Annotated in this window: 11 protein-coding genes, 1 tRNA gene and 2 pseudogenes; 11 read left to right on the top strand and 3 right to left on the bottom strand. The window is 67.3% G+C overall.

The genetic code is table 11. The features are described 5' to 3' along the window. Positions 1–425: 425 nt before the first annotated feature. Positions 426–899: pseudogene (locus tag JOD64_RS34045) on the bottom strand (hypothetical protein); the annotation flags it as partial. 231 nt (positions 900–1,130) lie between these two features. Between JOD64_RS34045 and JOD64_RS04120 the strand changes: the two are divergent. After that, a tRNA-Leu gene (locus JOD64_RS04120) sits at positions 1,131–1,214 on the top strand. Positions 1,215–1,216: 2 nt separating this feature from the next. Here the strand turns inward: JOD64_RS04120 and JOD64_RS04115 are convergent. Next, positions 1,217–2,194, bottom strand: a complete 978-nt coding sequence (locus tag JOD64_RS04115; protein ID WP_204940980.1) for a recombinase family protein — start codon at positions 2,192–2,194, stop codon at positions 1,217–1,219. Positions 2,195–2,317: 123 nt separating this feature from the next. On the opposite strand from JOD64_RS04115, the gene JOD64_RS04110 reads away from it, so the two are divergent. The 4 genes and pseudogenes from JOD64_RS04110 (at position 2,318) to JOD64_RS04100 (ending at position 5,673) form a co-directional block, all read left to right on the top strand. Further along, positions 2,318–2,926 (top strand): transposase, encoded by a 609-nt coding sequence (locus tag JOD64_RS04110; RefSeq protein ID WP_307813226.1) that lies wholly within the window; start codon positions 2,318–2,320, stop codon positions 2,924–2,926. A 287-nt stretch (positions 2,927–3,213) separates the two neighbouring features. Beyond that, positions 3,214–3,846 carry a tyrosine-type recombinase/integrase gene (locus tag JOD64_RS32800; protein WP_239559399.1) on the top strand — a complete coding sequence of 211 codons (633 nt, stop codon included), beginning with the start codon at positions 3,214–3,216 and terminating at the stop codon, positions 3,844–3,846. Between the two features lie 15 nt (positions 3,847–3,861). Continuing rightward, a complete protein-coding gene (locus tag JOD64_RS32795) occupies positions 3,862–4,248 on the top strand; it encodes a site-specific integrase (protein ID WP_239559398.1) in 387 nt (128 codons plus the stop codon). A gap of 139 nt (positions 4,249–4,387) precedes the next feature. Beyond that, a pseudogene (locus JOD64_RS04100) lies at positions 4,388–5,673 on the top strand (IS256 family transposase). 1,223 nt (positions 5,674–6,896) lie between these two features. Here the strand turns inward: JOD64_RS04100 and JOD64_RS32790 are convergent. After that, on the bottom strand, positions 6,897–7,049 hold the full coding sequence (locus JOD64_RS32790; RefSeq protein ID WP_239559397.1) for a hypothetical protein: 153 nt from the start codon (positions 7,047–7,049) through the stop codon (positions 6,897–6,899). On the opposite strand from JOD64_RS32790, the gene JOD64_RS04095 reads away from it, so the two are divergent. From JOD64_RS04095 to JOD64_RS04070, 6 genes are all read left to right on the top strand, one after another. Then, a complete protein-coding gene (locus JOD64_RS04095) occupies positions 6,985–7,365 on the top strand; it encodes a transposase (RefSeq protein WP_307813899.1) in 381 nt (126 codons plus the stop codon). The two genes, JOD64_RS32790 and JOD64_RS04095, sit on opposite strands and share 65 nt — an antisense overlap. Before the next feature lie 150 nt (positions 7,366–7,515). After that, positions 7,516–7,920 (top strand): YunG family protein, encoded by a 405-nt coding sequence (locus JOD64_RS04090; protein WP_204940979.1) that lies wholly within the window; start codon positions 7,516–7,518, stop codon positions 7,918–7,920. A 104-nt stretch (positions 7,921–8,024) separates the two neighbouring features. Then, entirely contained in the window at positions 8,025–8,492 is a 468-nt protein-coding gene (locus JOD64_RS04085; RefSeq protein ID WP_204940978.1) for an NUDIX domain-containing protein, read from the top strand. A 481-nt stretch (positions 8,493–8,973) separates the two neighbouring features. Beyond that, complete coding sequence (locus JOD64_RS04080) at positions 8,974–10,149, top strand: metallophosphoesterase (protein WP_204940977.1); 1,176 nt, start codon at positions 8,974–8,976, stop codon at positions 10,147–10,149. 94 nt (positions 10,150–10,243) lie between these two features. Further along, positions 10,244–10,828 carry a sulfite exporter TauE/SafE family protein gene (locus JOD64_RS04075; RefSeq protein WP_204940976.1) on the top strand — a complete coding sequence of 195 codons (585 nt, stop codon included), beginning with the start codon at positions 10,244–10,246 and terminating at the stop codon, positions 10,826–10,828. 205 nt (positions 10,829–11,033) lie between these two features. After that, positions 11,034–15,488 (top strand): PDDEXK-like endonuclease domain-containing protein, encoded by a 4,455-nt coding sequence (locus JOD64_RS04070; protein ID WP_204940975.1) that lies wholly within the window; start codon positions 11,034–11,036, stop codon positions 15,486–15,488. The last annotated feature ends 321 nt before the right edge of the window (positions 15,489–15,809 follow it).

Raw genomic sequence — 15,809 nt, 5'->3', positions numbered from 1 at the left:
GGTTGGCTTTCCGCTCTCGGCGGGGGTGGCTGGCTCTCGGCCCTGGGCCGGGGTGGCTGGCCGGCCACCGACTGGTCGGTCCCGGGCGGTTGGTGGTTGGCGCGTTGACGCGGCGGTACCGAGGGCCTGGGTTCGGCGGTCGCCGGGCTGGGCTGCGTCGAAGTGTTCGAGAAAGGTGTCGGCTGGGCAGGTGTCAGCCGGGAAGCTGGAGCCGGCGCTGTGGTGATGGGGGCGGGCGCGGCGGGTCCGCGTACCCCAGGAGGGGTTGCTCGGGGTGTGGCCGGCGGTTGCGGCGGAGCCCACGGTGAGCTGGCGGCCGACGGGCCACCAGCGGAGGGCCGCATCGCGGCCAGGGTCGCCATGGACAGGGTCGGGCCGGACAGGGCCGACCGGGTGGCCGACTCCGTCGCCGTGGCGGCCCGGTCCGGACCGGGCGTCGGCGGTGGGCCGTGCTGCTCGTGCGGCGCTGGAGCGGGCGAGCCGAGATAGTCGCGGGCCGCGCGTACCGCCGGGTGGTGCTCCCCGAGCGTGGCGGGCCCGGCCGTGGCGACGCGGGTGTAGTTGCGGCGGGCCTCGTGCCGGTTGCCCAACTCCTCCGCCAACTCGCCGAGTTCGAAGGCGAGGGCGAGCAACACCGGGTCGGAGTGCTCCCAGCGCCGCTCGCCCGCCGCGAACGCCTCCTCGAGCACCCGGCGGGCGGCGAGAAGGTCGTCCGCCTCGCGGTGCAGCCGGGCCAACAGGTGTGCGGTGTGCAGCATCTCGGGGTGGTCGGCACCGTACGGCGGGGGAGCGGATCCGACGGCCTCCGCGAGCAGCTGCCGGGAGGCGCTGAGGTCGCCTGCGGCGCGCAGGGCGAGGGCCCGATGCTGGGCGGCTGCCAGGGGGGAGGGATGGGACACGTGGCAATGCTGCCGCCAGAGGGCCACCGAACGCTAGCCGGACACGCCCCGCAGTGGTGTCGATGAGCGCCTGCGAGGCGGTTTGAGCAGCGGCTGGAGCGCTGGGGGAGGGGCACCGGAAGGCGATGTGCATGATCCACGAGTGGCGTGTACAGTAACTCCCCGTGCGGCCCGCCGTGCCGACACCGGATGGAAAGATCATCTGGTCGGCGAGGTAGGCTGAACGTGTAGGTCCGGGTGGCGGAATGGCAGACGCGCTAGCTTGAGGTGCTAGTGCCCGTATAGGGCGTGGGGGTTCAAGTCCCCCCTCGGACACATCATTTCCCCACGAAGCGTGATTCTTCTTCGCGTTTCGAGCGATCCCCGTCCCGTTGGGCGGGGATTTTCGCTGTGCGGGGCAGGACGCTCGTCGGGGCGGTGAGCGGGAAGACCGCCGTGTCAGTTTCGATGGTCCAGGCGTCGTGGTCACACACGATGATCATGTTGTTGAGCCGCAGGTAGCCCGCGACGCTGTCTGGATCCTGGTCGCGCATCGCCGGGTGATGCCTACGCAGGCAGCTGTCGTGTCGAATCCTGTCCAGGAGATGGTCCTCTCGGACGTAGAGGGTCTTCTGTCGTCTCGACGAGGAGGGGCTGGTGCTGGTGTTGCCGTGTCGGCATCGGTAGCCGGCACGGTCGTGGACCCAGCGGGAGTCCATGATCCGGCCGCACACGCCGCAGCAGATCACTCCGGCCAACACGTAGCAGCGGGGGATGCCGTCGGCTGGGGTCGGCGCGGTATGGATTGCCTGGACGGCGACGAAGTGTTCTTCGCTGACCATCGGAGTATGCGCGATCTCGCGGGAGATGACCCAGTCGGTGGAGGCGCTCCACCGTTGGATCTCATGGTGTCTGGTGATGGTGCCGTCCGGTTCGATGTCGTCGTGGTCGGTGCGTTGACGGTTCCAGACCTGCCGCCCGGTGTAACGGGGGTTGGCCAGGATCGCCGCGACAGTGGTCAGCATCCACTGGCGGCCGCTGCGGTGGGGGTTACGCGCTGGGTCGGCGCCGGACGGGCACAGGACGCCGTTGTCGTTGAGGGCGCGAGCGATGCTGGCCACGCTCCGGCCGGCGAGCCGCTGCTCGAAGATCCACCGTACGTGGGGTGCGGTGGCAGGGTCGGGCTCCAAGCGGTGCAGGCGCCGTCCCCAGGCGGCGTGGGCGCGGTTCGGATGAGGGCCTGCGTCGGCGAGCCGGTAGCCGTAGGGTGGCCGGCCGCCAAGGTGTCGGCCCTGCAACTCTGCCTGAGCGCGCATGGCCGCAGTGGTGCGATGCCGGGCCGGGGACACCTCCCGCTGGGAGTGCACACCCAGCAGGTCCAGCAACCGCCGGGCGGTCGAACGTGACCCCGAGGCGATCGCGAGTTGGCATCGTAGGCGGTGGCCGTCGGTAAGAGGTTAGCCGCGACGCGGGGCGCCTGGATCTGCTTCCAGGACGAGGCAGGGCAGGTCCTGAGGCCACCCGTGAGCAAGACCTGGGCCCGGCGCGGACACACGCCCGTCGTCGAGGTCTGCGGCAAGGGCTCCGGTCGGGTCTCCATCGCCGGCCTGGTCTGCCTCAAGCCCGGACAACGAGGCCGGCTGATGTGGCGAACCCGGCTGCACCGCGGTCGCAGAGGCGAACGTGGCAGTTTCAGCGAGGACGACTACATCGCCTTCCTCGACCAGGCCCACCAACGCCTACACGCACCGATACTGCTGATCTGGGACAACCTGAACACCCACGTCAGCCACCGCATGCACGCCCTGATCGCTGCCCGACCGTGGCTAACCGTGATCCGGCTACCCGCCTACGCCCCGGACCTCAACCCCACCGAAGGCATCTGGCGCTGGATGAAACGAGGCCTGACCAACACCGCCGCCCGCGGCGTCGACCACCTCGCGCAACTGGTCAAACGTCGACTACGCGCTTGCCAGCAACAGACAGATCTCCTCGCCGGCTTCCTCGCCAGCACCGGCATGACCCTCGAACCCGAACCACCGAGATAACCCGAACCCTGGCCCTTCAACGGGGCTGTCTCGCTAAGGGTGTTTCCGGCGATCTTGGTTAGTAGGTTTCAGCGGCTGGGAAACGGTCGCTATCACCCCGGCCGCCGAAGGCGCGCACGCCGTGGGCACCCGCGAGGAACTGCCCCTACCGGCCGCCGCCCGACACCTTTGCGGCATCGCCACCGGCGAACCCGTCCTCCTGGCCGCAGCCGCATTGTCGTGCACCCCTCAAACACCATCACGGCGGTCCTGGCCGACCTGCACGCCCGCATCCTCGGAGAGCCCTCATGACCATGGATCCCGATCGTGTTGCCACCGCCCGGGCACTGCTCGCGCACCTGGGCGTTACTGCCGCCGACCTCACCGGCAGTAACCGGCCTGCCGTGCCGACAGTCGCCGAGTACCTGCCTGCTGTGGTCGCTGCGGCGAGCCCAGGCACCCGACGCACCTACGGCAGCTCTTGGAGACGAATGGCCGCAGCCCTCGGCGATTTGCGCATCGACGCGGTGCGCGCCAGCGACATCGAAGCCCTCATGAGACAGGCCGCCGCAGGCGCCCGCCCTCGCCGCAACTCCCGAAACGGCCGGCACGCCGGCGAGCACCTCATCGCCGCCGCCCGCGCCTTCTACAACCGCGCCATCGCCGACGGCTACCTGACCATCGCGGACAGCCCGGCCCATCGGGTCCGCAAACCTCGCCGGCTGCCCAACACCCGCCGCGCCCTCACCCCCGGCGAACTGGCCGACATCAACGCCGCCGCCCGCAGCGGCGGCAACGACATCGTGCTCGACGCCCTGATCCTGCGCCTGCACACCGAAACCGCCTGCCGACGCGGCGGCGCCCTCGCGCTACGCCTGACCGACCTCGACACCGACCACGCGCTCATCCGCCTGTCCGAGAAGGGCGGCACGCAACGCTGACAGCCCATAACCCCGATGCTCGCCAGCCGACTGGGTGATCATGCCCGAGCCCGGGGCGCCGTGGTCCCGACTGGTGCGTTGCTGCGCTACCGCAACGGCCAACCCGCCACCTATCGGCGCTACGACCTCATGTGGAAACGCATCGGCCGGCAGTTGCCGTGGGTCGCCGCCCAGGGCGTCACCACGCACTGGCTGCGCCACACCACCCTGACCTGGGTCGAGCGGCACTTCGGCTACGGTGTGGCCCGCGCCTACGCCGGCCACACCGACCGCCGCGGACCCGCCACCACCACCTACATCAAAGCCGACCTGCACGCCGTCGCCGCCGCGCTTGCAGCCCTCACCGGTCAGCCACACCCACTGGCCGTCGAACAGCGAGGGCTTCCACGGTCACCGACGTAGCCCGTCGAGTCACCGATCCAGCCGATGCGATCGGCTCCAGGTTCACCATTCCCCTGTTACAGCCGAGGCGGGACTGTGGATCTAACGGTGTTTCCGGCCTGACCTGCCGGGCGTTGTGCCTGGTGAGGAGGGTGCCGTGATGACCGCGACACAGAACGATCAGACCGGACGTAAGAAGCGGCCCGAGCCGTCAGCGGAGGCGAAAGCCGCCGTCGAGTTGGTCCGGGCGGCCAAGGAACAGGGGCTGTCGCTGACCGGCCCGGATGGGCTGCTGCGGCAGTTGACCAAGACCGTCCTGGAAACCGCGTTGAACGAGGAGATGACCGAGCACCTGGGCTATGCCAAACACGAACCTGACGGCGTCGGCGCGGGCAACATTCGTAACGGCAGCCGTTCGAAGACGGTGCTGACTGACGCATCGGGGCCGGTGCGGATTGACGTTCCCCGGGACCGGGCCGGCACCTTCGAGCCCCAGATCGTCAAGAAGCGGCAGCGGCGGTTGTCCGGGGTCGACGAGGTCGTGTTGTCGCTGTATGCCAAGGGCCTGACGACCGGGGAGATCTCGGCGCATTTCGCCGAGATCTACGGGGCGTCGGTGTCGAAGGAGACCATTTCGCGGATCACTGACAAGGTGATCGAGGAGATGACTGACTGGTCGCACCGCCCGTTGGACGAGATTTACGCGGCGGTGTTCATCGACGCGATCGTGGTTAAGGTTCGCGATGGGCAGGTCGCGAACCGGCCGTTCTACGCCGCGATCGGGGTCACCCTTGACGGGGAGAAAGACATCCTCGGGTTGTGGGCCGGCACCGGTGGTGAGGGCGCGAAGTTCTGGATGAGCGTGCTGACCGACCTGCGTAACCGGGGTGTGAAGGACGTGTTCTTCCTCGTCTGCGACGGCCTGAAGGACTGCCCGAGGTCGTGACGAACGTGTGGCCGGCCACGATCGTGCAGACCTGCATCATCCATCTGATCCGCAACACGTTCCGGCTCACCTCCCGGAAGTACTGGGACGAGTTGAAGCACGACATCAAGCCGATCTACACCGCGGTGAACGCCCAGGCGGCCAGGGCCGCGTTCGAGGACCTGGCGGAGAAGTGGGGCGGGCGGTATCCGGCGGTGATCCGGTTGTGGGACAACGCGTGGGCGGAGTTCATCCCGTTCCTCGACTACGACGTGGAGATCCGCAAGGTGATCTGCTCGACGAATGCGATCGAGTCGTTGAACGCCCGCTACCGGCGGGCGATCAAGGCCCGCGGCCACTTCCCGAACGAGCTGGCCGCGTTGAAGTGTCTGTACCTGGTGACCCGGTCCCTGGACCCCACCGGAGCAGGCAGAACCCGATGGACGATGCGCTGGAAACCCGCGTTGAACGCCTTCGCCATCACCTTCAGCGACCGTTTCCCAGCCGCTGAAACCTACTAACCAAGATCGCCGGAAACACCCTTAGCGAGACAGCCCCGCCGAGGCTGCTGCTGGAGCGCCAGATGTGCGGAGGCCTGGGCGAGGGGCGCTGGGGGACCTTGCGGCGCTGGTCGCCCCGGTGACGCACGTTCGTTGCTCACGATGAGTAATCGGTGGACGTGGGCGTCGTCCGAATCGCGGCTAGATGTGCGCGTCGTGGCAAGGTCGACGGCTCGCTGCCACCACAGTCGCGATCGTAGGTTAGCGGACATGGTCGAGCGGGCGGCGTTACCTCAGGCGCTTTGGCCCGGACACGCAGGCAGCCCGTCGGCTGGCGTGGAGTAGCGGAGTCGGGCCGCACCGACCACAGACAAGCTGTGGGTTATGAGGGTGGGAAGATTTGGCCAGCGGCCGACCGGCACGGCCTGGACGACGTGCACCACCTGCCCGCGTCCGGCCGCAGAGCGCGTCACGGTCGTCGAGCTCCGGGTGCGGCGGCGCGCATGGTGTCCGGCCACCCCTCCACCGTCAAAGGCGCTTCGCGTTGCAGGCGACGGCCACAAACCGGTCGCCCTTGAGCAGCGGAGCCTCTGCGACCCTATGCGGTCAGGAGTCAAGCGGCAGGCCGGTAGCCTGCCCGCGCCGGGCGCACGCTGCCGCACCCGTCATCGACTCAAGGGCAGTGTGTGCGAGCGTCAAGGCCGTCTCGAAGTCTAACGAGCCGAACGGAGGAGACGGCATGTGCCGGACATGGCTACCCTTGATCACGGAGCCGGTCGGTTGAACCCGGTGTTGACCCACTGGGCCGTGGTGCTGATTTTCCTTAGTTTGGCTTGCATCTCAACCCTTGCCTCAGTGTCCATATCGGCAATGAGTCCTGAGAGCAAGGTGAGCCGGATGGTAGCAACGCTTATCACCGTTGTTATGTCTGTCGAAGCAGGTCTGATGACCAACTTGGCAGCGTCAGCACTGGGTTGAGTCGATCGTCTCCACCCCAGTTACCCCTCCGAGTCGTATGGCAATTGGCAGGCCGGAGATGGCAGGGTGGACACTGTGACTGGACGTGAGATCGCCGAAGTGGGAACCTGCGAGACCTGCCATGATCCAGTTGATCTTGCGAACGAGCAAGCCGTGGCGCACCACACTTTGCGTACCAACGATGCCGCCTGTGACGCGTGCTGGCACTGCTGGGACAAGCCTCGTTGTTACAGGTGCTTCAACGCCGACTGCGAGTGCTCAAACCACTAGATGACCGGGACGTCGGCAAGCACCGAACCAACATCCCGTTGACGCCCCAACCGCGGCCACTTCGCCTCCTGGAACGGCACCGCACTGCTGGACGCCTCGTCCGGCGACCAGAAACGCCACCGACTGTCCCGGGCCGGGAACCGGCGCATCAACCGGGTCCTGCACATCATGGCGATCGTCCAGATGCGGCACGACACCGAAGGTCGCGCGTACTACCGGCGCAAATTCGCCGCCGGCAAGACCCCGATGGAAGCCATACGCTGCCTGAAACGACGCCTGTCCGACGCCGTCTACAAGCAGATGATCAAAGACGCCGTCTTTGCGAGGACGGGCCCGGGACGACACGTGGGTACGACTCTTCAATCCAGCGTGGCCGACCCAATCCCCATGGTCGACACTTCGGAACAGTCACTTCCCGGACCCGCCGAACAACTACCTAGAACACCACTACTCGCCGCCCCTTGACGCAGAGGGGTGACAGATGCGCGCGCCCGCTAGTGGTGCCATTCGGTCGGCCAGGACCCGAGGCGGGGTATCCCTTGACTCTCGACCCGGTCGAGGGCTGACCCTTCCTGGGTGACGTCTGAAGAGCGCGACCAACGATCAGTCCCTCTCGTGATTGACCTGGAGATGCTGCGGCCGGTACTGCGCGGCGGCTGGGGAGCGGATATCTGCGACCCGCACGATGTGCAGGATTGGCACATCGGCAACGCAGCCCGTGGTCAATGCGGGGTGACTGCCTTGATCATTCAGGACCTGCTCGGCGGAGAGCTGATCCTCGGCGAGGTCCTCGCGGGAGAGGCCAAGGTCGGCTACCACTACTGGAATCGATTGGCCGACGGCCGCGAGGTCGACCTGACAGCTGACCAGTTCCAGCCACCGGAAGTCGTTGTCGGTGGTCAAGTCCAGCAACGCCCGCCGGGCCCACCCAGGCGATGCCGCCAGCAGTACGAGATCTTGCGGGACCGCGTCTTCGTAGCCCTCTACGGCGGGCGATCCAAGCAATCCACGCAACAGTGACGGCCGGCGAACAGGCCGGGCCTACGAACGGCGGCAGAGCCGGATGCACGCGCGTGCCCTCTGGCTGGAGCGAGCCTGTCCTATCCCTGTGCTCTAATCCCGTCATGCATGTCGTCGTCTGCGGCGCGCTCGTGGAGAACAGTGCGGTCCTGCTGGTACACCGCAGTCCGACCCGCCGGGCATACCCGGATCTCTGGGATCTGCCCGGGGGGCATGTCGATGCGGGTGAGTCGGAACTACAGGCCCTCGCGCGTGAGATGCGCGAGGAGCTAGGGGTTCACATTTTGGCGGAGTCCGCTTCACGGTTGGGCGACTGGCATGCTGGCAGTGGCGAGGACGCCGTTCACGTGGGCGTCTGGCAAATCAGAGACTGGGTCGGCTCTCCCACCAACCGCGCACCTGATGAGCATGACGACATCGCATGTGTCGGGATCAGCGAGCTGGGCGGCCTTCCCCTCGTGTTTGGCGCCCTGCCGGCATTGCTTGGTTCCCTGCCTGAGCCTGACCGGCTGCCTCGTCGCGACGAAGCACGGACAACCGCATCGCCGGGTGCGGACATCCGGTGCCCATAAAGGTGCCAGCGAAATGGCCAAAACCGACCACGCGGGCTCCCACTCAGCGCCACCTGATAGGGCGCGAGGTCGTCGCGGGCCCGTTCGAACTCTCCGCAGTCGGGTCTTCGTCGTCCGACGATCCGCCGCCAAGCGTTCGCCGGGCTCCGTGGTTGTCGACGGCCAGCAGGTGCGTCTCGTCCCAGTAGCAGCCAAAGCCTCGGCGTAGGAACCGTGTGGCGGCGATGTCGCCGCCCACGTCGATCGCGACCGCCGCGAAACGACAGCGCCGACTCAACCGCACGGGCCGTCCGGAAACCCTGAAATAATTAGGCGCAGGCTCTCGGCCGGGGCGTCGCCCGCCACCCGCTGACCGTAGGCGAACCGAGGCGCCTCCGGGTCGCGAGTCGATCCCCTACGGGCCGGATCCGTCCCGGGTTCCGGGCGTGGTCGATCCGGCCCGGACCGTGTCATGCTGCACAGACCCGAACGGAGGACGACGATGGCTGCTGGCGATGCGGTACAGGTGCGGCCGGCGCGAGGGTCGCTGCGATCGCTGGTGTCCGGGGCGACGCTGGTCGCGGTCCTGGCGTTGCTGTTCGGGCTGCCGTGGTGGACGTTGACGGTGGCGGCGCGGTGGCCGGCGCCGGTGGTGGCTGCCGGCACGAGCGTGTTCGTCGTCGCGCTGGTCGCGTTCCCCGTTCTGATGTATTTCGGGCACGGCCGGCGGCGGCTGGACGCGGCGGCCCGCGCGGGGGACACCCTGCTTGGGCTGGTCTGGATCCTGTTCGTCTGGGCGCTGCTCGGCAACGTGGCCCGGCTCCCGCTGGTCGCCGCGGGGGTCGCCGATCCGGTGCGGTCCCGGGCTGTGGCGGTCGGTGCGGCGGTCGTCTCGGTCGTCCTGGCTGTCTGGGGGTACGCCGAGGCGATGCGAGTGCCCCGGGTCCGGCGGGTGGACGTCACCGTGGATCGGCTGGGTGCGGGTCTCGACGGGGTCCGGGTGGTGCTGTTGACGGATACCCACTACGGACCGATCGACCGTGCCCGCTGGTCCGCGCGGACCACCGAGGTGGTGAACGGGTTGGCTGCCGACATCGTCTGCCACACTGGCGACATCGCCGACGGTACGGTCGACCAGCGCCGGGCGCAGGCCGCGCCGCTGGGCGCCGTCCGAGCCCGGCTGGCCCGGGTGTATGTGACGGGCAACCACGAGTACTACGGCGAGGCGCAGGGCTGGGTCGAGCACATGCGGACCCTCGGCTGGGAGCCGCTGCACAACCGGCACCTTGTGGTGGAGCGGGGCGGCGCCCGGCTCGTCGTCGCCGGGGTCGACGACGTGACCGCCGCCTCGTCCGGCGTCGCCGGTCACCGCGCCGACCACGCCGCGGCGCTCGCCGGCACCGACCCGCGGCTGCCCGTGCTGCTGCTGGCGCACCAGCCCAAGCAGATCGACGACGCGGTCGCGGCCGGCGTGGATCTGCAACTGTCCGGGCACACCCACGGCGGCCAGATGTGGCCGTTCCACTACCTGGTCCGGCTCGACCAGCCGGTCGTGCAGGGCCTCAGCCGGCATGGCCAGACCCAGCTCTACACGAGCCGGGGGACCGGTTTCTGGGGTCCGCCATTCCGGATCTTCGCGCCGAGCGAGATCACCCTGCTCACCCTTCGAGCGAGGTAGCCCAGCGGCTACGGGGACGCGCTCGATGGCGCGGCCGTCGTGGTGTCGGCGAGGATGGGCTCTTCCGTAGCTGGTGGTCTGGAACAGGTGAGGCATGGCGATGGATCTGGTCGGCGCCCTCGCCGTGGCGTCGTCGGCCGCGTTCGCGCTGGCCTGGCTGTCGGCGGTGGCCGGCTTCGGCGGTGGCGTGTTGCTGCTGCCCGTGTTCACCGGGCTGTTCGGGCTGCGGATGGCGGTGCCGATGCTGACCGTGACCCAGCTGTGGAGCAACGGTTCGCGGGCGTGGTTCAACCGGCGGGAGGTGAACTGGCGGTTGGTGCATTGGTTCGCCCTGGGGGCCGTGCCCACGGCTGTCCTTGGAGGGCTGCTACTGGTCCGTGCCCCGCTGGGGCCGCTCAAGTGGCTGTTGGGGGTTTTCCTCATCGCGGTGGTCGTCTGGCGACGACGCAAGCCGCACCCGCGTCGGCCGTCCGACCCGGCGTTCGCCGGCGTGGGCGCGGGCTCCGGGCTCGGCTCGGCGCTGCTCGGTTCGGTGGGGCCTTTGACCGCGCCGTTCTTCCTCGCGTACGGGTTGACCCGCGCCGCGTACATCGGCACCGAAGCCACTAGCGCGCTGCTCTACTGCACTGCCTCGGGGTGGACCGTGACGGAACCGCACGAAGGAAGTCGGGCAATCTGACCTCGTTACCACCGCAGTCCGCATGAGGGCGGCGCCGTACCCGTCGGGTCCCGGCCGGCCTCCCGGGGCAAAGTGCGGCACAGCCATCGACGACTTGCGCCCTGTCCACTGGTGGAGTCGCTAGATGTCGCCCTTCCGGCAGATGGTTGCCTTCAGTAAATGATTGCGTGCATCCTGTTGGGCTGGGCGAGCCCGAGGAGGCACTGTGCCGGACCCCGTGTCCCCGACAAGTCCTACCGTCAGACGTCTGACCCAAGGTCTAGTAGCGCACCTGCTCGCGCAGGTCAAGAGCAGCGAGCGGCCGGATCGCGACGCGATCGACGAGGCCAACACCTACTGGTTTCGTAGGCCGCCGCAAGACAACGCGCGTTCCCGCAAACCGGTCATCATGCAGGTCGCCTACCCTCCGCCACCTGAACCACCTGTACCTCCAACAGCGCTGCGTGACCTACTGGACGGTACGGAGTACGGCAATGCCGAGGGCCCGCCACTCCAGCTCGAGACGAACGACAGTGGGCGTGCAGCCACAGGCCCGGCAATCTCCGATTCCCTTCGGCGGGAGTACGAGGCATGGCTCGCCGTGTGGACGAAGTGGGCCGAGCACGAGCGCGGCATGAGGCAGCAGCGCGCAACCTACACCCACCTGGAGCGACTTCAGCGCCTGGCACAACAACGTGGCGATGCAGAGGAGCTTGTGCTCGGTGTCGGTCTCCTCACCTCCAGCGCCGCTGGCCGTTGGGCCATTCGGCGGCACCTGCTGGTCTGGAACGCCGCCATCGTTGAGGACCCGGCGACCGACAGCCTGCAGGTCGCCTTGTCCCTCGACCAGCAGATGAAGATCGAGGACCAGGACTTTCTCACGTCTCAAGACGGATACCGCGCCAAACCCTTCGAATCTCCTTGGTTCGATACGGGAGCGCAGCTGCACCCATTCTCGCCGGAGGTGGTGCGCCTACTGCAACTCTGGCGGCGCCGTTGCTGGGAACGTGCTATCCACCTTGCTGACGACTGGTGGGAACCTCCGCTCCTCGACGAGGCCGACACGACACGGCTGACCCTCGCCCCAGCCCTGTTCCTCCGCCGCCGTGACCGCAAGGGACTGGAGCGGGTCTACCGCACCATCGCTGACAGCCTTGAGGACACGGACTCTCCTACCCCCCTCGGGCTGGCGCAACTCGTGACCCCGATCGAGGCAACGCAGCGCTGCAATTGGCTCACGGGCGCAGGCCGGGATCGCCCGGTCAACAGCGACGACCCGCTGTTTCCTCTCGCCAGTAACCGAGAGCAGCGCAGGGTGCTAGCCAAGCTCAGCGACGACACGACCGTCGTCGTGCAGGGCCCACCGGGCACGGGCAAGACACACACCATCGCCAACCTCATCTGCGCGCTGCTCGCCGACGGCCAGAGGCTGCTCATCACGAGCCAGAAGGACCAAGCGCTGCGCGTGCTCCGCGAGAAGTTACCCGAGTCGGTGCGGCAACTGTGTGTACTCATGACAGGCATGCAACGGACAGGCACCGACGAACTTGACCGCAGCATCACGGCGCTGTCGGAGCTGTCCTCCACGATCACCGTCGACGAGCTACGTAACGACATCACCCAACTTCGGTACCAACGCGCCAGCCTGAGCGCTCGGCTTGAGCAAACGATCCGTGATCTGGGCGTGATCCGCGAACAGGAGTACACGACCCACCCGCTGATCGCCGACGGCTACGGCGGCACTCTCGCGCAGATCGTCGAACAACTCAACGCCGGCCGCGATCAGCACGGCTGGATCGAACCCCTACCCACCGGCGCCTGCGGGGATGCGCCCCTGTCGAACGACCAGGCCCAACAGCTGTGGCAGCTTCTCACCTCCGCCACACCACAACGCGCCGCACGAGCCCAGCAATTCATTCCCGCCTCCGACCAGGTTCCACACGCCGCGGACGTCGCCGCCATGATCGCCACCATCGCTCACGCTGAGCGGCTCCTCGGCTCCGACCACACCGCCGCCGCCTGGTCACTCACCACCCTCGACGACGCCAGCCTTGCTGAAATTCAGCGCCACGTCGCGGTTGCCACCGACGCCCTGGCATCCTGCGGCCTACCCGACACGATCACTGACTGGGACGCCGCAGACTGGCGACGCAGAGCCGCCGAAGCGCTCCTGACCCGGCAAAGCCCCGCCTACTGGGAGGCCCTATTCGCCGAACTGCGAGAGGTGGAGCCCCACGTACGCGCCCTGACCGCGCTCAACGACTGCGACATCGATCTGGGCATCACACCCCTGACCGCAGCCCACCTCAGCCGCCTCTCGGGCCAGGCCAAGCGCCTGCGTAGGCACCTGGCCAATGGCCGACGCCTACGCCGCTACCTGCCCCCACGCGCCCAGCTCGACGCCACCGACCTGCTGCAAAGCTGCACGGTTGACGGCGCGCCGCCCGCCACCGCCTCGGAGCTGACCGCGCTGTCCACCTTCCTTCAGGCCGAAACAGCTGTCACCACAGCTCTGGAGGCATGGGCCCAGGTCGGAGTTCCGACGTTCCACGGGCCGCTCCGCCGTCGAGTGGCACATCTCCACGACATCTCACACAACGCCTCGGCCTTGCGTACGCTCGCCGCAGCCCGGGACACAGTGGAGCGTCTGCTACGCAGCCACGGGATCCGCTTCGCAGTCCGCAGTCCAGAAAACTGGGACCTCCTCGTCCGCATTGGCCACAACCGAACGACTGTTGCCGGGGCACGGCAGGCGTCCGAGGCCCTGACTGAGCTCACCAACACCGTGCAGACATGGTGCCGGAACCCAGATGTCGCCCCCGAAGCCGCCGATCTCAGCGTCGCTCTCGGCTGCAGCGACATCGACCGTTACGCCGCAGCCCGCCGACAGCTTGATCTGGCCAGGAGTGACAAGGACTCACAACAGCGCTGCGACCAGCTGCTCCAGAGACTTTCCGCCGCCCACCCGGCACTCGTCACCCAGATCAGCGAGAACCTCGACGATCCAACCTGGGGACACCGCCTCAACGACCTCGAAGCGTCGTGGGCCTGGGGCGCAGCAGCGGCCTACCACCAGATGATCCGGCCGGCAGATACCGAGCAGATCCATGAGCAGCGAATCGGCGATGTTGAACTAGAACTCAACCGTGTGACCGCCGAGCTAGCTGGCAAACAGGCTCTGCAACACTGCCTGGAACATATAACGGAAGAACAGCGTCAAGCTCTCCAGTCCTACAAGACCAACATGGGCGCCTACGGCCGAGGGCAGGGCAAGAACAAGGACCGGTATCTCACCGCAGCGTTCGAGGCGATGAAGAACGCCCAGCAGGCCGTCCCGGCCTGGGTCATGCCCCTATCAGCCGTGATCGACACCATCACGCCACAACCCAACGCCTTTGACGTCGTCATTGTCGATGAAGCCAGCCAAGCCAGCGTGGACAACCTCTTCCTTCTGTGGTTGGCACCACGAGTCATCGTCGTCGGCGACGAAAAGCAGTGCGCACCCGGTGCCAACTACCGAAACAACGACTCCGAGGCCGTGCAAGAGAGCCTAGACCGGCACCTAGCCGACATGGCCTTGAACCTGCGCAACGGTTTCCTTCCCACCTCGAATCTCTACGAACTCCTAGCCACCCGCTTCTCCGATGTCGTTCGACTTTCCGAACACTTCCGATGCATGCCCGAAATCATCGGATGGTCCTCTGCGCAGTTCTACGACAGCAGGCTCATCCCGCTCCGCCAGTTCGGGGCTGACCGCCTCGACCCCCTCAGAGTCGTACAGGTCAACGACGCCATGGAAGAGGGACAACGGGCAACCCTGCGCAATCAGGTCGAAGCCAGCGCGATCATCGATCAAGTTCAGAAGATCATCGACGACCCGATGTGCCGCAACAAGACCATCGGCATCATCGCGCTGCAGAGCGGCAAGCAGACTCAGATTCTTGAGAAGCTGCTCTACGAGCGCATCGACCCGGCCGACATACGCCACCGACAGATTCGAGTTGGCCAGCCACCCGACTTTCAGGGCGACGAACGCGACATCATCCTGCTGTCCATGGTCGTAACGAAGGCCAGAACGGCTCTCACCGGCCGCACTGAGCAGCGTCGGTACAACGTCGCCGCCAGTCGCGCCCGCGACCAACTCTGGCTGTTCACCTCGGTGCCCCCTAACAGCCTGAATCCCACCGACCTTCGCCACTCCCTGCTGACCTACATGCTCCACCCTCCGGCGACCTTCGCGGTCGATCCCGAGCTCGATGACGTCACCCCCGACACCCGCACCGAACCCTTCGCCTGCCTGCTGCAGCAACGCGTCTTCCTGGAGCTGCGGCGGCGCGGCTACGCCGTAGTCCCGCACTACCCCGTCGACCACCGAGCCATCGATCTTGTCGTCGTCGGCGACAACGGCCGGCTGGCCGTCGAGTGCGACACACCGTCGCGGTACCGACAACCCGAGCAGGTCCAGCAGGAACTACACCGCGAGCGAGAATTACGCCGAGCCGGTTGGCAGTTCATTCGCATCCGGGACAGCGAATACCTGCATGACCCCGCTGCCGCCCTCGAACCACTCTGGCAGCAACTACAGCAACGAGGCATCGAACCCCGTTCACTGCCCGCAGCACCACGCCAGCAGCCACGTTGGAGACCCACAACGCTGTCCGACGACGAAGACGACCTCTAGGAGACCCGCGTGCTCGAGAGTATCGACGACAACACCCTCGATGAGATCGCCCGAATCGCCTGCGGTGGCGACGACTACCCCGTGTATCGACGTGGGGCCGAGCTGCCCAAGCTTCTCCAACAAGCCGGCTGGGAGAACGTCGCGCCCTACAACGGCGAACAGCGCCGAAGCTGGCTCACCAACCAGCTCCGTCAACGTCGAGACACACCCGGGGCCATCGACGCGCTCGTCTGCCGCCTTGCTGACCGACGTGAGTACGTTCATCGCAACGAGCCCTTGGCCGCCGCCGAGGTCACCGAGCTATTCAACAGCATCCTCGCC

Source organism: Micromonospora luteifusca, from assembly GCF_016907275.1.
GTDB classification, from domain to species: domain Bacteria; phylum Actinomycetota; class Actinomycetes; order Mycobacteriales; family Micromonosporaceae; genus Micromonospora; species Micromonospora luteifusca.
Note: the sequence above shows the minus strand (reverse complement) of the source record. Positions and strands in the feature narration are given on the sequence as shown.